Source organism: Mesorhizobium sp. M6A.T.Cr.TU.014.01.1.1 (assembly GCF_004022765.1).
In the GTDB taxonomy this organism is placed as follows: Bacteria; Pseudomonadota; Alphaproteobacteria; order Rhizobiales; family Rhizobiaceae; genus Mesorhizobium; species Mesorhizobium mediterraneum.
The window spans coordinates 1-20162 of sequence record NZ_RZPG01000002.1; the positions used below are offsets into that span (position 1 = coordinate 1).

The 20162-nt window shown below is 62.1% G+C and carries 19 protein-coding genes; 6 read left to right on the forward strand and 13 right to left on the reverse strand.

The features are described from left to right. Nucleotides 1–452 precede the first annotated feature (452 nt). Both EN885_RS02410 and EN885_RS02415 read left to right on the forward strand, forming a co-directional pair. A complete protein-coding gene (locus EN885_RS02410) occupies nucleotides 453–824 on the forward strand; it encodes an endonuclease domain-containing protein (RefSeq protein WP_128244396.1) in 372 nt (123 codons plus the stop codon). Between the two features lie 34 nt (nucleotides 825–858). Beyond that, the gene (locus EN885_RS02415; RefSeq protein ID WP_128335158.1) at nucleotides 859–1089 is read left to right on the forward strand and encodes a hypothetical protein; all 231 of its coding nucleotides are present in this window, start codon (nucleotides 859–861) and stop codon (nucleotides 1087–1089) included. Here the strand turns inward: EN885_RS02415 and EN885_RS02420 are convergent. The 4 genes from EN885_RS02420 to EN885_RS02435 form a co-directional block, all read right to left on the reverse strand. Further along, complete coding sequence (locus EN885_RS02420) at nucleotides 1070–4855, reverse strand: vitamin B12-dependent ribonucleotide reductase (RefSeq protein ID WP_127206300.1); 3786 nt, start codon at nucleotides 4853–4855, stop codon at nucleotides 1070–1072. The two genes, EN885_RS02415 and EN885_RS02420, sit on opposite strands and share 20 nt — an antisense overlap. A 615-nt stretch (nucleotides 4856–5470) precedes the next feature. Next, the gene (locus tag EN885_RS02425) at nucleotides 5471–5959 is read right to left on the reverse strand and encodes an NUDIX hydrolase (RefSeq protein WP_127206299.1); all 489 of its coding nucleotides are present in this window, start codon (nucleotides 5957–5959) and stop codon (nucleotides 5471–5473) included. A gap of 217 nt (nucleotides 5960–6176) precedes the next feature. Further along, the gene (gene gpt / locus EN885_RS02430) at nucleotides 6177–6677 is read right to left on the reverse strand and encodes a xanthine phosphoribosyltransferase (protein ID WP_029353723.1); all 501 of its coding nucleotides are present in this window, start codon (nucleotides 6675–6677) and stop codon (nucleotides 6177–6179) included. A gap of 75 nt (nucleotides 6678–6752) precedes the next feature. Further along, nucleotides 6753–8186: a pyridoxal-dependent decarboxylase gene (locus EN885_RS02435; RefSeq protein WP_127206298.1), complete on the reverse strand. Its 1434-nt coding sequence runs from the start codon at nucleotides 8184–8186 to the stop codon at nucleotides 6753–6755. A 170-nt stretch (nucleotides 8187–8356) separates the two neighbouring features. Between EN885_RS02435 and EN885_RS02440 the strand changes: the two genes are divergently transcribed. Beyond that, entirely contained in the window at nucleotides 8357–9268 is a 912-nt protein-coding gene (locus EN885_RS02440) for a LysR substrate-binding domain-containing protein (protein ID WP_128244106.1), read from the forward strand. 10 nt (nucleotides 9269–9278) lie between these two features. Here EN885_RS02440 and EN885_RS02445 read toward each other — a convergent pair whose 3' ends face one another. Both EN885_RS02445 and EN885_RS02450 read right to left on the reverse strand, forming a co-directional pair. Beyond that, on the reverse strand, nucleotides 9279–10112 hold the full coding sequence (locus EN885_RS02445) for a universal stress protein (RefSeq protein WP_095489530.1): 834 nt from the start codon (nucleotides 10110–10112) through the stop codon (nucleotides 9279–9281). Between the two features lie 205 nt (nucleotides 10113–10317). Continuing rightward, complete coding sequence (locus tag EN885_RS02450) at nucleotides 10318–11061, reverse strand: competence/damage-inducible protein A (protein WP_128244107.1); 744 nt, start codon at nucleotides 11059–11061, stop codon at nucleotides 10318–10320. 356 nt (nucleotides 11062–11417) lie between these two features. Between EN885_RS02450 and EN885_RS02455 the strand changes: the two genes are divergently transcribed. Continuing rightward, nucleotides 11418–11705: a hypothetical protein gene (locus EN885_RS02455; RefSeq protein WP_126106774.1), complete on the forward strand. Its 288-nt coding sequence runs from the start codon at nucleotides 11418–11420 to the stop codon at nucleotides 11703–11705. A 74-nt stretch (nucleotides 11706–11779) separates the two neighbouring features. Here the strand turns inward: EN885_RS02455 and EN885_RS02460 are convergent, their stop codons facing one another. The 7 genes from EN885_RS02460 to EN885_RS02490 all read right to left on the reverse strand — a co-directional run bounded on the left by EN885_RS02460 (nucleotide 11780) and on the right by EN885_RS02490 (nucleotide 18268). Further along, complete coding sequence (locus EN885_RS02460) at nucleotides 11780–12673, reverse strand: carbohydrate ABC transporter permease (protein WP_095489528.1); 894 nt, start codon at nucleotides 12671–12673, stop codon at nucleotides 11780–11782. Between the two features lies 1 nt (nucleotide 12674). Then, nucleotides 12675–13625 carry a sugar ABC transporter permease gene (locus EN885_RS02465; RefSeq protein ID WP_126106772.1) on the reverse strand — a complete coding sequence of 317 codons (951 nt, stop codon included), beginning with the start codon at nucleotides 13623–13625 and terminating at the stop codon, nucleotides 12675–12677. Between the two features lie 106 nt (nucleotides 13626–13731). Continuing rightward, entirely contained in the window at nucleotides 13732–15057 is a 1326-nt protein-coding gene (locus EN885_RS02470) for an ABC transporter substrate-binding protein (protein ID WP_126106771.1), read from the reverse strand. A 34-nt stretch (nucleotides 15058–15091) separates the two neighbouring features. Further along, complete coding sequence (gene ugpC / locus EN885_RS02475) at nucleotides 15092–16180, reverse strand: sn-glycerol-3-phosphate ABC transporter ATP-binding protein UgpC (RefSeq protein WP_126106770.1); 1089 nt, start codon at nucleotides 16178–16180, stop codon at nucleotides 15092–15094. A gap of 291 nt (nucleotides 16181–16471) precedes the next feature. Next, the gene (locus EN885_RS02480; protein ID WP_095489524.1) at nucleotides 16472–16711 is read right to left on the reverse strand and encodes a DUF2188 domain-containing protein; all 240 of its coding nucleotides are present in this window, start codon (nucleotides 16709–16711) and stop codon (nucleotides 16472–16474) included. A 31-nt stretch (nucleotides 16712–16742) separates the two neighbouring features. Continuing rightward, nucleotides 16743–17051, reverse strand: coding sequence for a DUF982 domain-containing protein (locus EN885_RS02485; protein WP_095489523.1), 309 nt, complete (start codon nucleotides 17049–17051; stop codon nucleotides 16743–16745). 113 nt (nucleotides 17052–17164) lie between these two features. Next, on the reverse strand, nucleotides 17165–18268 hold the full coding sequence (locus EN885_RS02490) for an NADH:flavin oxidoreductase/NADH oxidase (RefSeq protein ID WP_126106769.1): 1104 nt from the start codon (nucleotides 18266–18268) through the stop codon (nucleotides 17165–17167). Nucleotides 18269–18527: 259 nt separating this feature from the next. Here EN885_RS02490 and EN885_RS02495 point away from each other — a divergent pair, with 259 nt between their 5' ends. Further along, on the forward strand, nucleotides 18528–19106 hold the full coding sequence (locus EN885_RS02495) for an NUDIX domain-containing protein (protein WP_095489674.1): 579 nt from the start codon (nucleotides 18528–18530) through the stop codon (nucleotides 19104–19106). Nucleotides 19107–19147: 41 nt separating this feature from the next. Beyond that, entirely contained in the window at nucleotides 19148–20113 is a 966-nt protein-coding gene (locus tag EN885_RS02500; protein WP_095489521.1) for an ATP-grasp fold amidoligase family protein, read from the forward strand. Nucleotides 20114–20162 lie beyond the last annotated feature (49 nt).

Below are 20162 nucleotides of genomic sequence, written 5' to 3' on the forward strand. Positions count from 1 at the left end.
GCATACTGGCCGCCTGCGCTTACAATCTGCGCACCATGATTGGCGTCCTCTATCCACCCGATGAGAGGCGGACATGAGGGAGGAGTGCGTCCACAATCCGGCAGGATGGCTGCCTAAACCGACAAAGGCCCCGCAAGGGCCGCGGAAAACCGCTCTGCCGGCCTTCAAAAAGGCCCTCACTGACCACCGAAATCCACTTCGCTCCCCGTGCAAAGCCCTCCCTGTGGGAGAAGGTGTCGCCGACGGCGACGGATGAGGGGTGTTCCAGCTTGGCACCGACGGCACTCCGTCCAACACCCCTCATCCGTCTCGGCGCTACGCGCCGATCCACCTTCTCCCACAAGGGGAGAAGGGAGAGCGTTGGCATTCCGCGCTTCGGCCAATCTTAAATGTCAGCGATTTGCGTGACGATGGTGCTGGACGGAGCGCCAAGGCTGGGTAATCTTCGCCCCATGCCGCATCAGTCCGTCGCTCCGATCAAACGTCGTTTCGCCCGCTCGATGCGCCGCGAGCCAACGGAGGCGGAGGACCGCCTGTGGCACGAACTGCGCGGGCGCAGGCTCGATCGCATCAAATTCCGGCGTCAGGTTCCTGTCGGCAAATTCGTCGCCGATTTCATTTGCGCCGAGGCCAGGCTGATCATCGAGATCGACGGCAGCCAGCATGCGGACTCGAACCACGATCGGGAACGAGACGCCGAATTGAAGGTGAGGGGCTTTCGCGTGCTGCGCTTCTGGAACGACGACGTGCTGCGGGATTTGAACGCCGTCTGCGACACCATCATAGCTTATGTCCGCGATGAGAGTTTGCAACCGTGGCGGTGAGGCCTTCCCTTCTCCCCCTGTGGGAGAAGGTGGATTGGCGCGCAGCGCCAAGACGGAAGAGGGGTGTTGGAAGAAACTCGGCGCTGATGCCAAGCTGGAGCACCCCTCATCCGACCGAGCTTCGCTCGGCCACCTTCTCCCACAAGGGGAGAAGGAAGAGATGCGCCTGATCACGACGCTAAACGGATTTCGGCTCGATCTTGCGACCGGGCCGATCATGTTGCGTTTTAGCGCTGCATCTTTCCTCAGCTACACCCGCTCGTAGCCCCACAAGTGTCGCACTTCTCGCACGTCCCGTTCCGCACCATGGTGAAATTCTGGCATTCGGAGCAGGAATTGCCGGTGTAGCCCTGGAGCAGCGATTTGGCGCGGCGGTCGGCGGCTAGCTTCTTCGCTTCGGCTGCCTCGAGTGCCGCAGCATCGGTGAACAGCGCCGCCGTGGCATCCGAAGCCTCGGAAGCAGCACCCGCCGCCTCCTCGAAGGCGATGTCCTCGATCAGCTCCTTTGCCCGCTCCTCGAAGTCGCGCTTGTAGGCGGTGGCTTCGTCGCTGGCCGGCTTCAGCGCCAGCACGTTGGAGCCGGAGAACGCCGTCGGCGCGGAGCGGCCGGACGAGCCCGAACCGGCAAAGCCCTTCGGATCGTTGCCGCTCACCCTTGACACCAGCTTCACCGGCGAGGCACCGCGGGTCAGGCCCTTGGAAACGGCGTCGGTCTTGCCTTCGCTGATGCCGCGGCCAAGTGCGGTGTTGGAAAAGTCCGACTGGTCGACATGGGCGAGGTCGTTGCGGCCGAGATAGGAGATGGCGAGCTCGCGGAACACATAGTCGAGGATCGACGTCGCGCTCTTGATGGCGTCGTTGCCCTGCACCATGCCGGCCGGCTCGAATTTGGTGAAGGTGAAGGCGTGCACATATTCGTCGAGCGGCACGCCATATTGCAGGCCGAGCGAGATGGCGATGGCGAAATTGTTGAGAAGGCCGCGCAAGGTCGCGCCCTCCTTGTTCATGTCGATGAAGATCTCGCCGAGACGGCCATCGTCATATTCGCCGGTGCGCAGGAAGATGGTGTTGCCGCCGATCTTGGCCTTCTGCGTGTAGCCCTTGCGGCGAGACGGCAGCTTCTCCTGCTCGCGCGAGACGCGCTCGATGATGCGCTCGACAATCCGCTCGGTGATCTGTGCCGCGCGTGCCGCCGCCGGCGCCGCGATCAGCTGCTCGACGGCATCGTCCTCGTCGTCATCGACGTCGGCAAGCAGCGAGGCGTTGAGCGGCTGGGAGAGCTTCGAGCCGTCGCGATAGAGCGCATTGGCCTTCAGCGCCAGCTTCCACGACAGCATGTAAGCGCCCTTGGCGTCTTCCACCGTCGCGTCGTTCGGCATGTTGATGGTCTTGGAAATGGCGCCGGAGATGAAGGGTTGGGCCGCCGCCATCATCTGGATGTGGCTGTTGATCGACAGCGAGCGCTTGCCGATCTTGCCGCATGGGCTGGCGCAGTCGAACACGGGCAAATGTTCTGCCTTCAGGAACGGCGCGCCTTCCAGCGTCATCGCACCGCAGACATGGATGTTGGCGGCCTCGATGTCCTTCTTCGAGAAGCCAAGCGCCGGCAGCATCTCGAACGAGAAATCGTTGAGCTGCTCGTCGGTGAAGCCAAACGTCTCCTTCACCCAGTCCGCACCCAGCGTCCACTGGTTGAAGACGAACTTGATGTCGAAGGCCGACTTCAACGCTGCGTTAAGTGCTGCGATCTTGTCGTCGGTAAAACCCTTTGCCTTGAGCGAGCCGGGGTTGACGGCAGGCGCCTGGTTGAGATTGCCGTGGCCGACCGCATAGGCTTCGATCTCGGCGATCTGGCTTTCCGAATAGCCGAGCGTGCGCAGCGCTTCCGGGACGGCGCGGTTGATGATCTTGAAATAGCCGCCACCGGCCAGCTTCTTGAACTTCACCAGCGCGAAGTCGGGCTCGATGCCGGTGGTGTCGCAATCCATGACCAGGCCGATCGTACCGGTCGGCGCGATCACGGTCGCCTGCGCATTGCGGTAGCCATGCTCCTCGCCGAGCTCGATAGCGCGGTCCCAGGCACCCTTGGCATGGGCGGCAAGCTCCGGCTGCTTCAGGTCGGAGGCGACCAGCGGCACCGGGTTGACGGCGAGCTTCTCGTAGCCGTCCCTGTCGCCATAGGCGGCGCGGCGGTGATTGCGCATGACACGCAGCATGTTCTGCGCATTGCGATCGTAGTCGGGGAAGGCGCCGAGCTCTGCGGCCATTTCGGCCGAGGTGGCATAGGCCGTGCCGGTCATGATTGCCGTGAGTGCTGCGCAGATGGCGCGGCCCTCGTCGGAATCATAGGGAATGCCCGAGGTCATCAGCAGGCCGCCGATATTGGCGTAGCCGAGGCCGAGCGTGCGGTATTCGTAGGAGAGCTTGGCGATCTCCTTCGACGGGAACTGCGCCATCATCACCGAGATTTCCAGCACCATGGTCCACAGCCGAACCGTGTGCTCGTAGGCTGATATGTCGATGGTGCCGTCGGCGTTGCGGTAGGGCAGCAGGTTGATCGAGGCCAGGTTGCAGGCGGTGTCGTCGAGGAACATGTATTCCGAGCACGGGTTGGACGCCCGGATCGCACCGGCCGAGGCGCAGGTGTGCCAGTCATTCATCGTCGTGTTGAAGTGGAGGCCCGGATCGGCCGATGCCCAGGCGGCATAGCCGATCTTTTCCCACAGATCCCTGGCCTTCAGCGTCTTCAGCACCTTGCCGTCCTTGCGTGCGGTGAGGTGCCAGTCGGCGTCCTCTTCGACGGCGCGCAGGAAATCGTCCTTCAGCGAGACCGAATTGTTGGAGTTCTGGCCCGAAACGGTGAGGTAGGCATCCGAATCCCAGTCGGTGTCGTAGGTCTTGAACGACATCGAGGTGTAGCCCTGCTTGGCGAACTGGATGACGCGATAGATGTAGTTCTCCGGCACCCCGTCCTTCTTGGCCAGCTTGATCTCGCGCTTCAGCGCGGTGTTGATCGCCGGGTCGAAGCAATCGTCGTCCTGGCCTTCACAATTGATGCAGGCCTTCATGATCGCTTCGAGGTGCTTCTTCACGATCTTGGAGCCGGTGACCAGCGAGGCGACCTTCTGCTCCTCATTGACCTTCCAGTCGATGAATTCCTCGATATCGGGATGGTCGGCGTCGACGATGACCATCTTTGCGGCGCGGCGCGTCGTGCCGCCCGACTTGATGGCGCCCGCCGCGCGGTCGCCGATCTTCAGGAAGCTCATCAGGCCGGACGAGCGGCCGCCGCCGGACAGTTTTTCGCCCTCGCCGCGCAGGAACGAGAAGTTGGAGCCGGTGCCGGAGCCATATTTGAACAGGCGCGCTTCACGCACCCACAGGTCCATGATGCCGCCTTCGTTGACGAGATCGTCCTGCACGCCCTGGATGAAGCAGGCATGCGGCTGCGGATGCTCGTAGGAAGATTTCGACTTGGTCAGCTTGCCGGTGAACGGGTCGACATAGAAGTGGCCCTGGCTCGGGCCGTCGATGCCATAGGCCCAGTGCAGGCCGGTGTTGAACCATTGCGGCGAGTTCGGCGCGACGCGCTGGGTGGCCAGCATATAGGCAAGCTCGTCGCGGAAGGCGCGGGCGTCCTCCTCCGACTTGAAGTAGCCGCCCTTCCAGCCCCAATAGGTCCAGGTGCCGGCGAGGCGGTCGAAGACCTGGCGGGCGTCGATCTCGGAGCCGTAGCGCTCGGCTTCGGGCAGCTTTGCCAGTTCGGCCTCGTCGGCGACGGAGCGCCACAGGAAGGAGGGGACGTCGTTCTCCTCGACCTTCTTCAGTCGCGCGGGCACGCCGGCCTTGCGGAAATATTTCTGCGCCAGGATGTCGGCGGCAACCTGGCTGAACTGCGCCGGCACATCGATATTGTCCAAGCGGAACACCACCGAGCCATCCGGATTCTTGATCTCCGAAAGCGCCTTGCGGAATTCGATCTCCGCATAAGCCGACTGCCCCTGCTTGGTGAAACGACGCTCGATGCGCATTGGTCCTATCCTTTGTGTCTACATATAGCGCTTTTCCCAGGGGATTTCTGCCCCTTTCTGAAACGCGCATGTCCGCCGTCTGCCGGCGTTCGAAAAACGGCCGGCTCCTTTTCACAGCCTCCGCCCGCCCTGCTGGTCGAACTCCTTGCGAAGTAGCCGTCCAACGCGCCGACGAACCCTGCGGATCCCTCAAGACTGAAACTTTTTTGCGACTCCCTCAATCGAGGGAACTTCACACTATCTAGCGTCGAACCTACCTGCAAACACTAAATATAGTGTTAACAGACAATTTATTCCAGTCCAACATTTTTCCCTTTCGCCCCCAAAGACCCCACAATTGCAACGCTTCCGCCAGCCTCGTAACCAGGCGGAAATGCGGCCAAAACGCACATAATCCGGGAAAAAGACCGGGCTCAGAACTTTCCGGTCGCGCTCTCAACAGGAGCGCATGGCCTATAAAAGGCGACTCGTTTTGCGCCGTCAAGGATTCGTTTGCGTAGCTTTTATGACCCCAACATCTTGTGTGTCACACATGTGGATAACGGGGATAGAAAGTGACGCGGAGGGTTTCGATTTTTACCCGCGCGATGCGCGGCCGGCGCGCCTACGTCTTGCTCAGGAGAATTGGTGCGGGTCGGCACAGAAATAGGCGATGATCTGGCAAAGGTCCGGCTCATTGACCATGCGCACGGCCTCGGCGCAGCTGACCCATTTGCGGGTGCGTGAGCGCTTTTCCTTCCACCGGTCGGCGATCTTGTCGACCTGCAGCGGAAACACCAGGACTTCGCAAGGCACTTCCTCGCCTGAAGCCAATGCCTTGGCATAGAAGTAGCGGCCGGCTTCGTGGTGGGAGATCGTGCCGCGCAGTCCGGCTTCCTCGCCGGCCTCGCGTGCCGCCGCTTCGCAAAGCAGTTCCTTGGCCTCAGGCCAGCCCTTGGGAAGCACCCAGCGGCCGGTATCGCGGCTGGTGATCAGCATGATCTCGATGCCATGCTTGGTATCGCGCCAGGGCAGTGCTGCAACCTGCAGGCGGCACGGCGCTGTGCCGAAGAGCCGCTGGACCCTTTCGGCCAAATGGTTGTGCGTTGCTGGCGTCGTCAACATCGGAGAAGCTTGCCCCAGCCTCCAGAATCATCTGCCGTCTCGTGAATCTTACGGCTAATCATGGGCAATAAAAGTAAAAAACCTCATACGCACTGGTTAACCACGCCAAGAGGCGTCGATTCAGGAAATATCGTGCGCCGCGGCATGCTTTCAAGAAGTGGTCGCCGGCAAGAAGTGCTCGCCTGGCTGTTCCAGGAGAAAAGGCAGTTGCCGCGAATCAGCCGACGTGGTCGTCGGCGATCGGCTTCTGGTAGGTGAAGCCCATGTCCCACGGAAAATAGATCCAGGTGTCCTGGCTGACCTCGGTGACGAAGGTGTCGACCAGCGGCCTGCCTTTCGGCTTGGCATAGACGGTGGCGAAATGCGCCTTGGGCATCATGGCGCGCACGATGCCCGCGGTCTTGCCGGTGTCTGTGAGGTCGTCGATGATCAGCACGCCGGCGCCGTCATCGGCGAGCAGTGCCGGCGTGACCTCCTTCAGCACCTGCAGCTGCCCCTGGCTGGCGTAGTCGTGATAGGAGGCGACGCAAACCGTCTCGATGACCCGGATCCCTAGCTCACGCGAGATGATGGCGGCCGGAACCAGGCCGCCGCGTGTGATGCAGACGATCGCTTTCCATTGGCCTTTGTTGGCGCCGGCAAGCCGCCAGGCGAGCGCACGCGCATCGCGGTGGAACTGATCCCACGAGACGGGAAAGGCCTTTTCGGGAAGGGACATTTTTCTGCGCACTCCGCAGCGCGCGAGATCGCGCGCAGACACTTGAGGGAATGCGCGCGGAATTAACTGGAAAGCCTAGGTGTTGGCAAGTGGCGCAACCTCCAGTCCGATCGGCACAGCCACTTCCGGCGTCAGCACAGAAGTCGCGGCCGCGATCGCCCGCTTCACATCTTGCTCGCTGGTGCGCCAGTTAACCACGCTGACGCGCATGGCGCGGTGATTGCGCCAGGTCGTGCCGGAGAAGAAGGCTTCGCCTGTGGCATTGATTTTTTGAATCGTTTCGTCGGTAAAAGCATCATTTTCCGCAGGTGAAGCGCCAGGCCGAGCGAACCTGAGCAGGCCTTGATTGAGCGTTGGCCTCGCAAGGATCTCGGCGCCCGGTAGTTCGCCTATCCCCTCGACGATGTTGGCGCAATGCGCGCAGCAGCGATCAACCAAAGCCTCCATGCCGCTGCGGCCGAGTTGCTTGAGGGCAGCATAGACGGGAACGCCACGCGCGCGGCGAGAGTATTCTGGGTTCCAGTCTGACTGGTCCCGCGCAATTGAGGTTGGCGCGACATAGGATGCGCTCGATGTCATAGCTGTGCGATGTGCTTCCCGGTCTGCGATGATGGCGATACCGCAATCGAAAGGAACATTCAGCCATTTGTGGCCGTCGGTCGCCCAGCTATCCGCCAGTTCCACGCCGTCCAGCAGGTGGCGGTACGTTCGGCTGGCGCGTGCGAATAGGCCGAAGGCACCGTCGATGTGAACCCAGGCGCCGGCTGAATGCGCCATCGATATCAACTCCCTGAACGCGTCACAGGCGCCGATGTTCAAGTCGGCAGCATTCAGCACCAGCATGGTCGGTGTGGAACTGTCGGAAAGCGCGCCGTCGAGAACCGCAGGAGAGACGCGTCCATCCCCGTCCGTTTTCAACTGATCAATAGCCTTGCGGCCGATCCCCAGAAAGCGCACCGCGCGGTCTACGGTGACGTGTCGCTGGTCGCTCGTCAGCACCCTGATCCCCGGCGCGCCAATCAGCCCGTCCTCTTCCACGTTCCAGCCGACGCGCCTCAGCAGCGCCGCGCGTGCAGCCGCAAGGCTGGTCATATGCGCCATTTGGCAACCGCTGGTGAACGCAAAAGAGGCGTCTCGCGGCAGGTCGAGCAACTCCTTGATCCATTCGCCGGCTGTTTCCTCGATCACGGCGGAGGCCGGACTGGAGGCATAGACGGTCGCGTTCTGATCCCAGGTGGTTACCAGCCAGTCGGCCGCCAGTGCGGATTCCAGGCCGCCGCCAATCACCCAGGCAAAGAAGCGTCCGCCTGCGCTGCCATGCATCCCGGGGCCGGCATCCCTGGCAAGTGCTTGAACCACTTCCTCTGCACTGCTGCCTTCGTATGGCAGTGGGCCGGCAAAAGACCGTTTGAGATCCATAAGACTGGCCGTTGCAGCCACCGAACGTTCATCCAATCCGTCGATCCAGGCTCGTGCTGCACGGTAGGCAAGATCTAGCGCCGTGTTCATTGAGTGGGTTCCTCAAGCGGTGTATTTGCCCATGCCCAGACGCAGCTAGCCGGTCACCATGCCGGCTGTGCAATTGGTTTTACTCAGTTTGGCCAAGGCTGATTGCTCCGACAAACGAAAAGGACTTACACTCGACATCAACGAAATTGGCGAATTGGGGCTTGCCACTCATGCCGAACCACGCACGCTTTGGGCCGGATTCGGGCGTTCTGTTGGGGCTGGACAACTCTCTCCTGCGTACTCTGATGGCGGTTGTCGACACAGGCAGCTTCGTCGGTGCTGCCCGAACAGTGCACCGGACGCCATCTGCCATCAGCATGCAAATGAAACGGCTTGAAACGCAGATCAGACAGCCGATCTTTGTGCATCAAGGGCGCTCGATAATGTTGACGCCAGCAGGTGAAGCGCTTCTGACCTACGCGCGGCGCGCTCTTGGAATCGCCGAAGAGGCGATAGTGCGATTCAATCCCCTGTCGCAGGGACGCGCTGTGCGGCTGGGAATGACGGACGAATATGCAGTTGCGTTCCTTCCCTCGGTTCTCGCCAGCTATACAGCGGCCTATCCGTTGGTGGAGATCAGCGTGACGTGTCGCACAAGCAGCACGATGTCGCGGATGCTGGATGAGGGCGAACTGGATGTCGCACTGGTGACGGCTGGCGCGACGGGTCGAACTGGATCGCCCGACACGGCCATCCATAGAGATCGGCTTGTGTGGGCAGGCCTTGCGCATGGAACCGCCCATCTCCGTCGTCCGCTGGCTGTCGCCGCAGGTCCAGCGAGTTGCATTTGGCGGAAGTCAGCCATCGACGCGCTCGACGCAGCCGGCATCTCTTATCAGATCGCTTGTACAAGTGAGAATCTCGCGGGCCAGCTTGCGTTGGTGGTGGCGGGGCTGGCAGTCGCGCCGTTACCGATTGCAACCTTATCGGGAGAACTGGTGCCGTTTGGGCCTGAGCAAGGCCTTCCGTCGATTGGTTACTATGACGTGGCCTTGCGGCGCAGCCCTCATGCGCCCGATGACCTGACTTCCACCGTCGTTGACCATGTCGGGGCGTATTTCGCCGCGCGCCAGAGTTCTTGATCTACGCTTCTTACCGCGACAGGAAAGCTGCCACCGGCACCGTGCGCAGCACCGTGCGCGTGACCCCGCCGAACAGAAGCTGGCGCAGCCAGGAATGGCTGTAGGCGCCAAGCACGAGCAGGTCGGCGCCGGTTTCGGCAATCCTGGTCTGGATCACGTCGTCGACCGAATGGCCGCCCGATTGCAGCACCGAGACGCTGACCGTGGCGCCATGTCTGGACAGGGCGGCGGCGATTTCGGCGCCGGCCGCCTCGGGAGCCGCGTCAAGCGTATCCGGCGGGTCGATGACGACAATATCCGTCTTCTCGGCCTCGATGATGAAGGGCAGGGCGTCGAAGGCGGCGCGCGCGGCTTCCTTGCTGCCGTTCCAGGCGAGCAGCACATGCTTGAAGCTGGTGACGAGCGGGCCCGAATGGGGCACGACTAGCACCGGCCGGCCGGCGTCGTAGACCAGCGTGTCGACGTCGGCGCTCGGATCGCCGCCGGACTCGCGCTGCGCGGCGATGATCAGATCCGCGGTGCGAACGGTTGGGATGCCGGTCAGCGCGCTATCTCCGGAAAAGCTCTCGAGGCTGCGCCACTCGAAAGACAGGCCGGAATCTTCGATATGCCTGAGGAAAACCGCCCGCAATTTTTCAGCACGCTCCTTGTTCATGTCGGCTGAAACCTGCAGGAACTCGGTGTCGGGAAAGCCGGTGGCCGAGGTGTAGGGGACGGGAAGCGCTTCGGCATGAATGCCGATGAGATGGCTCTGGAACTTATCGGCAAGCGGAATGGCGCATTCGAGCACGCGCTCCGCATCCTGTTCGTTCTGCAGTATGGCGACGATGGTCTTGAATCGCATGGTAATCCCTCATTTTACGGCGATCGAAACTCGCCCGCGAGAAACGTTACAGCACCATGCTTGGTTCCGGCCTAATGCATGTCGCCCAAAAGCATGCCCTCGGGCGTGAACCGAGGGTGCGCAGCGGTTTTGGGATAACGACATGCATAAAAACAAGAACCTAAAGAGCGTCGCATGGATCCTCTCAGACGCGACGCGCTATAGATCAACTGACCGCGCTGGCGAGGCCTGCGACCATCGCCTCGACATCGGCGCGGGCGGCGTCCAGCGCTTCCTGGCTGCGGGCACGCACGACCAGCTCCGTCCAGAACTTGCCGTCGCCATATTTCGGATAGGACCCGATGATTGTATCCGGATGCGCCTTCTGAATGTCGCCCAGCGGTCCGCCGACCAGCCCTTCGCCGAACGGACAGTGCACCGTGGCCGACAGCATCATTGTGCCGGCCTTCAGCGTCGGCACCACATTGTCGAGCATCGCCTGGAAAATCGACGGCACGCCGGCCATGACATGGACGTTGCCAATACGAAAGCCCGGCGCGATGGACACAGGATTGTCGATATGGTCGGCACCGCGCGGCATCCGCGCCATGCGCTTGCGCGCCTCGGTGTATTCGATGCCGCGCGCGGCGTAGCTCGCTTCCAGCATGGCATAGGCTTTGGCGTCGTATTCGCAGGGCACGCCGAAGGCCTTGGAAATCGCGTCCGCGGTGATGTCGTCATGCGTGGGGCCGATGCCGCCGGTCGTGAAGACATAGGTGTAGCGGGCACGCACGGCATTCACCGCGGCGATGATCTCGTCTTCCTCGTCGGGAACGATGCGCACCTCCTTCAGGTCGATGCCGATCGCCGTCATGATATCGGCGAGGTGGCCGATATTCTTGTCCTTGGTGCGGCCGGACAGAATCTCGTCGCCGATGACGAGCATGGCGGCGGTGACGATTTCGGGCATGGGAGGCTCCGGCAAAAGGTCACCTGAGGCAGACAGGATCGCCTCAGGTAGAGAGGGTCGCCTGAGATAGCGCGGCGGATGGCCGGCGGCAATGCCGTCCGAACGACGGATCCACCTGTGCCATCTCCCTTGAGCGCGCGTTCGCAGGCTGATCTCGACAGGCGGGCACGTCGCCGATCTCGCGTTGCTCAAAACTGCCGAAGCATCCCAAACCTCTTCACGCACTGGTCACAAAAAGGTGTCGAAGCTTGCGCGCCTTAACGACCTTTTCATCGGAACTTCGAGCCGGCTGATGGATTCTTTGGCGGTCGCACGAAGTCGACATCTGCAACCACATGGAATGGAGTAGTCTCTTTATGCTTACCAAAATTCTCGCAGCCTCGGTCTTCACGATTGGCCTCGCCACGTCCGCAATGGCGCAATCGTCGGATGTTTTATCCAATAGCCCAGCTCCCACGAACCCAGTTCCCACCAACGAAGAGCGGATGACCGCTGATCCCAGCGCCACCGGCAGCATCAATGGCGACGCCTCGGGTCTGAACATCCAGGGCAACCCCGGCCCGGTTGGACCTTGCGCCTCAAACTCGCCAGGACCCGACGCCAACGCCCGAATGAACGTCAACGATCAGTACTGCGGCAAGTAATCAGCCCACGACCGGACCGGCCGGCAGGATGCTCTTCAACGGGCATCCGCGGCCGCCGGGACCGAGGCAGCGCGCTATTCCTTCACCGCGCCAGTCATCGACGAAACGTAATGCTCGACAAAGAACGAATAGAGCACGACCACCGGCAGGGAGCCGATCAGCGCTCCGGCCATCAGCGCTCCCCACTCATAGACGTCGGAGCGGACAAGCTCCGTGAGCACCCCGACCGGCACAGTCTTGTTTTCGGACGACTGGATGAACGTCAGGGCGTAGATGAATTCGTTCCATGACAGGGTGAATGCGAATATCCCGGCCGAAATCAGTCCGGGCACCGACAGCGGCAGCACGATCTTGGTGAGGATCTGCCACCGGCTCGCCCCGTCAATGAGCGCGCATTCTTCCAGTTCGAACGGGATGGAGCGGAAGTAGCCCATCAGCAGCCACGTGCAGAAGGGCACCAAGAAGGTCGGGTAGGTGAGGATGAGCGCGAAGGGCGTGTCGTAAAGCCCAAGGTTGAACACCATCACCGACAGCGGGATGAACAGGATCGAGGGCGGCACGAGATAGGCGAGGAAGACCGCGAGGCCGACCTGCCGCGCCCCTGAAAACCTCAGCCGCTCGATCGCATAGGCAGCGAACACCGCAGCCAGCAGCGACAGGAATGTGGCGGCGGTGGAGATGATGATCGTGTTGAGCAGCCAGCCCGGATAGGACGTGTCGAACAAAAGATAGCGGATGTGCTCCAAGGTCGGATGCACAACCCAGAACGGGTTGAAATTGGCGTAGTCGGTCATCTCGAGATTGGGCTTAACCGCAGTGATCGTCATCCAGTAGAACGGGAACAGCAGCACGATCACGAACACCAGCAACGGCAGATAGACCGTCACCACGCGCCGCGGCAGGCTCTGAAGGTAGCCCATGCCGCCTTCGTCGAGTTCCGGACGTTTCGTCTTCTTGGTCGTGGCCATGTCAGTCTCCGCCGCCCTGCTGCCATTTGCGGCGTTGCAAGCCGAAATAGCTGAACAGGATCGCCGCCAGCAGGAACGGGATCATGGCGACCGCAATCGCGGCGCCCTCGCCAAGCTGGCCCCCCGAAATGCCGCGTTGAAAGGACAGTGTCGCCATCAGATGGGTGGCATTCACCGGTCCGCCACGGGTCAGCACATAGATCAGCTGGAAATCGGTGAAGGTGAACAGCACCGAAAACGTCATGGTGATGGCGATGATCGGCGTCAGCAGCGGCAGCGTCACAAAGCGGAACAATTGCCAGCGGCTGGCGCCATCGAGCGTGGCGGCCTCGTAAAGCGACTGGGGAATCGTCTGCAGGCCGGCAAGCAGCGTGATGGCGACGAACGGAATGCCGCGCCAGACATTGGCCGCGATAACCGAAGCGCGCGCGTTCTCCGGGTCGCCGAGGAAATTGATGCGATGGTCGATCAGGCCCATTTCCATAAGCGCCCAGGACAGGATGGAGAACTGCGAATCGTAGATCCACCAGAAGGCGATGGCCGACAGCACCGTCGGCACCACCCACGGCAACAGCACGATGGCGCGGAAGAACGATTTGAAGGGAAGATTTTGATTGAGGATAAGCGCCAGCCAGAGGCCGAGCACGAACTTCAGGATCGAGGCGCTTATCGTGTAGAGCAAGGTGTTGAAGACGGAGAGCCAGAAGACGGCGTCATCCCACAGATATTGATAGTTTTCGGTGCCTATGAAGATACCGGGGCGGCCGATGCGGGCATCGGTGAAGCCGAGCCAGACGCCGAGCCCGAGCGGATAGGTCAGGAAGACCAGCAGCAGCGCTGCCGCCGGCAGCATGAAGCCGAAGCCAAGCGCGTTCCGGCTGTCGGCCAAGAGCGACAGGCTCCGCGACAGGATCGACGGACGCGGCTGAACGGCAGCGGACGACACGGCCATGGGACGGCTCCTCATAAGGTCTGGTGGCATGGTGGCCTGAGTGGCCGCCACGCGATTTCAGGAACCAGACCGGGCAGCCGGTTGCGGCTGCCCGGCTCGGCTGTGATCAAACGCGATAGTACCGGTTTGCGCGCTTCTCCGCCTCTTCCATCGCCTCCTGGGCCGTCGCCTGGCCCGTCACGGCCTTGGCGAACATGTCCACCAGGACATAGTCGGCCATGGTCGCCGCCGAGGCATAGCCGAGCGGCCCGGCATAGCCATTGGGACGCAGCGTCGCCGAGGCCTTGGCGTAAGCGGCATTGTTCGGGTCGGCCGTCCACACCGGATTGTTGTCGAAGGCTTTGAGCGTCTGGCAGCAATAGCCGGCCGAGGAGGTGATCCACTCCGCCATCTGCTGCTCCTCGAACATGAACTGCAGATAGGCTTTGGCCGCGTTGGGGTAGGGTGTGTAGTCGAAGATCACGGCCGTGGTCACCTGGAACAACTCGACCGATTTTCCGACCGGACCGATCGGCAGGCTGGTCGTGCGCATGTCCTTGGCGATTTCAGCCAGTTTCGGATCATTGTCCTTGTTGGTCTTGGCCGTGTTATACACGGAAATGCCATTGGCGATGACGCCCAGTTCGCCGGCCAGGAAGGCGCGGTTGTTGTTCACGTCGAGCCAGCTTTCGGTGCCGGGGATGAATGTCTTGTAGAGTTCCTGCGCGTATTCGATCGCCTTGAGGGTCTCGGGGCTGTTGATCGCCACCTTTCCGCTCTCGTCGACCATCTGGCCGCCGTGGCTCCACAGCAGCCAGTGAGCGTAGTTGTTGCCGTCGCCAACGCCATGGCCGTGCGTGAAGCCGGCCGGATGTCCCTTCGCCTGCAAGGCCTTGCAAAGCTCGAGGAAGCCTGCGGTGTCCTTCGGAAACTCCGAGAAGCCAGCCTCCTTCACCCAGCTTTCCCGGTAGACGATGGCATTGCCGATGGTTGCCAGAGGCAGGCCGAGGAATTTTCCCTCCCGCGTCGCATATTGCTTTGGCCCGTCGTGCCAGCCGCCGTATTTCGAGCCCAGATACTCACCCAGTTCCGTGACGTCGTGCAGCTTGTCGGGGTACTGGTGCGGGTCGTCGAACCAGACCAACATGAGATCTGGACCGGAGCCGACATTGGCGGCGACCGCCGCCTTGGGGCGAATGTCCTCCCAGCTTTCCTTGTCGACGCGAACCTCGACGCCTGTCGCCTCGGTGAACCGCTTGGTGTTGGCCAGCCATTGATCCTCATCGCCCTGCACGAAGGGCGACCAACGCAGCATCCGCAGCTTCGCGCCGTCTTCGGGCTTGTACGTCAACCCCTCCTGGGCAAAGGCGGAAGAGCCGACGAACCGGCTTCCCAAGGCTCCCGCCGCCACGCCGGCGGTCGTGCGGATCACGTCACGTCTGGTGAATTTCATGCTCGTTTCCTCCTGTTATTCGTTGCCGTGGTTCTTACTGTTCGCTGCGCGTCTTGAATCGCTTTCCGGTCTCGCCGTGGAAGAGATGGATTAGGCCGGGCTCGGCCGTGAGGCGTATGGTCTCGCCCGGCGCGAAGGAGTGGCGCTCCCGGAAATTCGCGACGATCTCTTCGCCGCCAGCCGTCCGGCCGATGAGCTGCAATTCGGACCCTGTCGGCTCGACCACCGCGACCGTCACCGGAATGCCCCTGTCGTCGGACAGCCGCAAATGCTCGGGCCGTATTCCCAGCACCACCGGCTCGCCACTGCCGATGGACAGTGCTGTGGCCAATGGGACTGAAATCCCGCCGGAGCCGCGAAACGACGGTGAGCCGCCATCGGTTGTGATTTCGCCCCGCAGCATGTTCATGGCGGGCGAGCCGATAAAACTGGCGACAAAGATATTATCCGGCCGGTCGTAGAGTTCCAACGGCGGCCCGATCTGCTCGACGATGCCGTCATGCATGACCACGATCTTGTCGGCCATGGTCATGGCCTCGATCTGGTCATGGGTGACATAGACGGTCGTGGTCTTCAGGCGCTGGTGCAATTCCTTGATCTCGGCGCGCATCTGCACCCTGAGCTTGGCGTCGAGATTGGACAGCGGCTCGTCGAACAGGAAGACCGCCGGATCGCGCACGATCGCCCGGCCCATGGCGACGCGCTGGCGCTGGCCGCCGGAAAGCTGCCGGGGATAGCGTGCCAGCAACGGCACCAGTCCCAGGATTTCGGCGGCGCGCTGGACGCTAGCACTACTCTCGGCTTTCGCGACGCCCTTGAGCATGAGCGAGAACGCCATGTTCTCTGCGACGGTCATGTGCGGGTAGAGCGCGTAGTTCTGGAAGACCATGGCGACGTCGCGTTCTTTTGGCGCAACGTTGTTGACGACACGCTCGCCAATCGCGATCTGGCCGCGCGAAATCTTTTCCAGGCCGGCAATCATCCTGAGAAGCGTTGATTTTCCGCAGCCCGACGGTCCGACCAGCGTGACGAACTCGCCATCGTCTATATCCACGCTGACGCCGTGGAGAATCTCGACGGTTCCAAATGATTTGTAGACATCGCCAATCGCGACAGACGCCATCGATTTCCTCCCGAATGCTTCCTGCGACGTCTTCGAAGGAAACCGCTTTCCTAACTGGCCCGCGGCAGCTCCCAAGCTCCTCCCTGGTCACGCGCGATGATGAAACGGTAGCGCTACCAGACCGCCCTGTAAAGCGGCTGCGTGGCAAGCGCTCTTCTTCGTCGCACCTGATCGTGAGCGTTCCCAACGGGACTGAGATTCGTCATGTCCGGGATCGGAGCAAGAGAATAACTTGCCAAGCCCCAGCTCCCAAAACCGGAGGTGCGAGAAGCCATCAGCAACGACGCCAGCCTAATCGGAAACTTCGGTTTGCGGCCGGTCCCGGCCATCGGCGAGCTCGTCGTGCCATTTGCCGTCGGCGTCCTCGTACTGGATGCCGTCCGTGGTGCCGGCGACCTGCTGTTCGGCCGAAGCGATCTCGGCGGCGCGCAGCGCGTCCTCGTGAGTAGGAAACGTTTCCGAGAATGTCGCGCCGACCTTGTAGGCCCAGCCCCCGTCATGTTCGACGATCTTGTAGGTCAGCTTCGCCATGAAATCCTCCGGTGGAAAAAGCTCCGTCTGCTCAATGCAGTTTGTCTTCGGGCAGTTTGCGTTCGGGCAGCTTGCCGTCGGACAATCTCTCGTCGGGAACCAGCACGTCCGATTCCTTCGCGGCCTCGACCAATGCCCGGCGCGCATCCGCTGTCGAACGATAACCCTCCAGCACTTTTAGGCAAGTGTCGAGAGCATCGCGATGCCGAGGACCACGATTGAGTGGCCAGACCGTCATCAGGCACTCCGCTGCTTCCTGGGTGCTACGGATCTCACGGTATTTGCCGACATGGCCAAGCTCGACCACGACCGGCTTTTCAAAAGGCTTGTTGTCCATCATCGCCGGCAACGCGGAGCGACCGATTTGGTTGCAACGCCTCGGCGCAAAGGTCTCAAGTGCCGCGATTAATGGGGCCGCGGTCATTGGGGCCGCAGCCAGTGGAAACGGGACGGTCAGCCCGCCGCCTTCATCCAGTGCCGCATCGTCGTCACCGAGCGGGCAAGCTGCGGCGCCGGGTGGATCTTCTCGCCGAATGTGGCCGCGGCGCGCCACGCCCAGCGCGGGTCGGCCAGGAAGGCGCGGGCCAGAGCCACCATGTCGGCACGGCCTTCGGCGACGATCGCCTCGGCCTGCTTCGGATCGTCGATCAGGCCGACGGCCCGCGTCGGGATGCCAGCGCCCTTGCGCACGGCTTCCGCCAGGTGCACCTGGTAGCCCGGGCCTGTCGGCAGCTTCTGCAGCGGCGAATTGCCGCCGCTCGAGCAGCAGAGATAAGCGACGCCCTCCGCCTTCAGCGCCTTGACCACTTCGATCGCGTCCTCGACATCGAAGCCGCCATCGACCCACTCCTTGACCGACAGACGCGCCCCAAGCATCAGCTTGGGGACGGCTTTTCTCACCGCCTTTGCGATCTCGACGACAAAACGCATGCGGTTTTCCAGCGAGCCGCCCCAGCGGTCGGTGCGCTGGTTGGAAAGCGGCGACAGGAACTGGAAGATCAGATAGCCATGGGCTGCGTGCAATTCGATGAAGTCGAAACCGGCACGTTCGGCCCGCCTTGCCGCATCAGTGAAGCGTTCGATGATGTGCAGGATCTCCTCATCCTCCAGCGCCCGCGGCACCTGCCAGCCCGTGTCGTAAGCTATTGCCGAGGCAGACACGATCGGCCACGGGTCCTGATCGGCCTTCAGCGGTCCGCCGCCTTCCCACGGTTTCTGGTTAGAAGCCTTGCGGCCTGCATGGGCAAGCTGCGTGCCGAACCTGGTGCCGGGGGCGGCGACGCGCTTGGCGGCATCCAGCGCGCGCCGGGCGGCTGCCTCGTTGTCGTCGGAATAAAGGCCGAGGCAGCCATGCGAGATGCGGCCGCGCCGCTCGACGTCGGTCATCTCGACGGTGACCATGCCGGCGCCGGACATCGCCAGGTTCATCCAGTGGTACAGGTGCCAGTCGCTGGCGGACCCGTCATCGGCGGAATACTGGCACATCGGCGCCACCGCGATGCGGTTGGGAAAGGTGAGGCCGTCAAGCGTGATCGGCTGGAAAAGGGATGTGGTCATCAAAAAACTCCGGGGAGGGGCTGCCGCTATTTAGGCAGTGGATTGCGCCTGCGCCATACACGAGGCGGTGAAGCGCACCTCTGGACCAATGGCTGCCGGGATTGCGCAAAGGCCGGTTCGCGGTTAGCGCATGACCCCGAAAATCAATTCCGATTTTCGGAAAGGATCATGCGCAGATCAAAAGTGCTACAGCGTCCTTTGCGCGTCCAAGAGGACGCGCGGCGCTGTAGTCCTCGCCACCGACAGCACGGAGTCCGTCATGGAAGATCGCATTCGCATCCGTTCGGAGGAAATCCTTTCCGACGACTGGGCCGTCCTGAAAAAGACCGTCCTCGATTATCGCCGGCGTGACGGGCAATGGGAGACGCAGATCCGCCAGACCTACGATCGCGGCGACGGGGCGGTGATCCTGCCTTACGATCCCGAGCGCTCGACGGTTCTGCTCGTGCGGCAGTTCCGCTACCCGGCCTACGTCACCGGCCACCGCGAGCCGCTGATCGAGGCCTGCGCCGGCCTGCTCGATGAACACGATCCGGAAACCTGCATCCGCAAGGAGGCGGAAGAGGAACTGGGCTACCGGCTGAAGGACGTTGAACGGCTGTTTGCGCCCTATATGAGCCCTGGCAGCGTGACCGAGCGGCTTTGGTTCTTCATCGCGCGCTACTCGCCCGCCGACCGCATCTCGGACGGCGGCGGCGCGCCGGAAGAAGGCGAGGACATCGAGGTTCTGGAAATGCCGCTCGATGAGGCTTTGGCCGGCATTTACGACGGCCGCATTATCGATGCCAAGACGATCATCCTGATCCAGCATCTGAAGCTGAACCTGATCCGGGCCTGACCCGTGCCGGAATCTGGGTGCAGCGAAGGGGCGCGGCAAACATGAGCGCCGGAAAGCTGGGTTCGCTGAAGCGGGTTGGCGCGATGGCGCTGCTGCTGGTCCTGAATGTCGCGCTGCTGGTCAGCTACCGGCGCCTGACCCAGCGTTTCTCCGAAAGGATGCGGCATCTGCCCAGTTTTGCTGCCCCGGCGACCTTCACGGAAAAGATCCATTGGCGCAAGATTTTCGACGACGATCCGCGGTTTGCGATTGTGCTCGACAAGCTGAAAGCCAAGGAATTCGTCCGGGATCGGCTTCCCTGGCTGCTTGTCCCGGCGGTGCTGTGGCGCGGCGACGACCCGCGCGAAATCCCCTTCGACGAATTGACGATTCCATACATCGTCAAATGCAATCACGGCTGCAACATGAATGCCGTCGTTCCGGACCCCGCAACCGCCGATCGGGACGCGATCATTGCCGAGATGTCCAGGCACCTCGCCGAGACCTATGGCAGCCGCAAGCTGGAGCGCGGCTATGCCCACATCAAGCCGCAGGTTTTCGTCGAGACGCTGATCGGCAAGGATCATGACTATCAGCCCATCGACTACAAGTTCAACGTGATTGCCGGCCGTGTCGCCTTTGTCGTGGTCACGTCTTTCCGCTCGACGGTGCGGAAGACGGCACTTTTCGATCGCGACTGGCGCCGGCTGGCAGTCGTCCAGGGCGGCATCGACGCGTCGCTGGAAATTGCCCGGCCGCAAAGCTTTTCGCGCATGGTCGAGGCTGCCGAGATACTGGGCGGCGAATTCGACATGATGCGAGTCGATTTCTACGAAGACGGCGGAGAGCCGGTGTTCGGCGAGTTCACGATCTATCCCCGCAGCGGCCTGCAGCAATTCGAGCCGCCGGCTTTCGATCGTGAACTGGGCGCGTGCTGGGATATTGCGGCGTCCGGCTATCTGAGCCGCCCGTCGAGCAGGTTTGCGCGCCGCTACAGGGCCGTGCTTGTCGCTGCCGGCCGCATCTGAAACAGAGCGACGGTCTCTTCGCGGTCCAAATCCACGGCACGAGGCGGCA

Bases quoted from the DNA above. Each gene is read 5' to 3' on its own strand.
- EN885_RS02410 (WP_128244396.1), top strand. From the start codon at position 453: ATGCCGCATCAGTCCGTCGCTCCGATCAAACGTCGTTTCGCCCGCTCG.
- EN885_RS02420 (WP_127206300.1), bottom strand. From the start codon at position 4,855: ATGCGCATCGAGCGTCGTTTCACCAAGCAGGGGCAGTCGGCTTATGCG.
- EN885_RS02425 (WP_127206299.1), bottom strand. From the start codon at position 5,959: ATGTTGACGACGCCAGCAACGCACAACCATTTGGCCGAAAGGGTCCAG.
- gpt (WP_029353723.1), bottom strand. From the start codon at position 6,677: ATGTCCCTTCCCGAAAAGGCCTTTCCCGTCTCGTGGGATCAGTTCCAC.
- EN885_RS02435 (WP_127206298.1), bottom strand. From the start codon at position 8,186: ATGAACACGGCGCTAGATCTTGCCTACCGTGCAGCACGAGCCTGGATC.
- EN885_RS02440 (WP_128244106.1), top strand. From the start codon at position 8,357: ATGCCGAACCACGCACGCTTTGGGCCGGATTCGGGCGTTCTGTTGGGG.
- EN885_RS02445 (WP_095489530.1), bottom strand. From the start codon at position 10,112: ATGCGATTCAAGACCATCGTCGCCATACTGCAGAACGAACAGGATGCG.
- EN885_RS02450 (WP_128244107.1), bottom strand. From the start codon at position 11,061: ATGCCCGAAATCGTCACCGCCGCCATGCTCGTCATCGGCGACGAGATT.
- EN885_RS02455 (WP_126106774.1), top strand. From the start codon at position 11,418: ATGCTTACCAAAATTCTCGCAGCCTCGGTCTTCACGATTGGCCTCGCC.
- EN885_RS02460 (WP_095489528.1), bottom strand. From the start codon at position 12,673: ATGGCCACGACCAAGAAGACGAAACGTCCGGAACTCGACGAAGGCGGC.
- EN885_RS02465 (WP_126106772.1), bottom strand. From the start codon at position 13,625: ATGGCCGTGTCGTCCGCTGCCGTTCAGCCGCGTCCGTCGATCCTGTCG.
- EN885_RS02470 (WP_126106771.1), bottom strand. From the start codon at position 15,057: ATGAAATTCACCAGACGTGACGTGATCCGCACGACCGCCGGCGTGGCG.
- ugpC (WP_126106770.1), bottom strand. From the start codon at position 16,180: ATGGCGTCTGTCGCGATTGGCGATGTCTACAAATCATTTGGAACCGTC.
- EN885_RS02480 (WP_095489524.1), bottom strand. From the start codon at position 16,711: ATGGCGAAGCTGACCTACAAGATCGTCGAACATGACGGGGGCTGGGCC.
- EN885_RS02485 (WP_095489523.1), bottom strand. From the start codon at position 17,051: ATGATGGACAACAAGCCTTTTGAAAAGCCGGTCGTGGTCGAGCTTGGC.
- EN885_RS02490 (WP_126106769.1), bottom strand. From the start codon at position 18,268: ATGACCACATCCCTTTTCCAGCCGATCACGCTTGACGGCCTCACCTTT.
- EN885_RS02495 (WP_095489674.1), top strand. From the start codon at position 18,528: ATGGAAGATCGCATTCGCATCCGTTCGGAGGAAATCCTTTCCGACGAC.
- EN885_RS02500 (WP_095489521.1), top strand. From the start codon at position 19,148: ATGAGCGCCGGAAAGCTGGGTTCGCTGAAGCGGGTTGGCGCGATGGCG.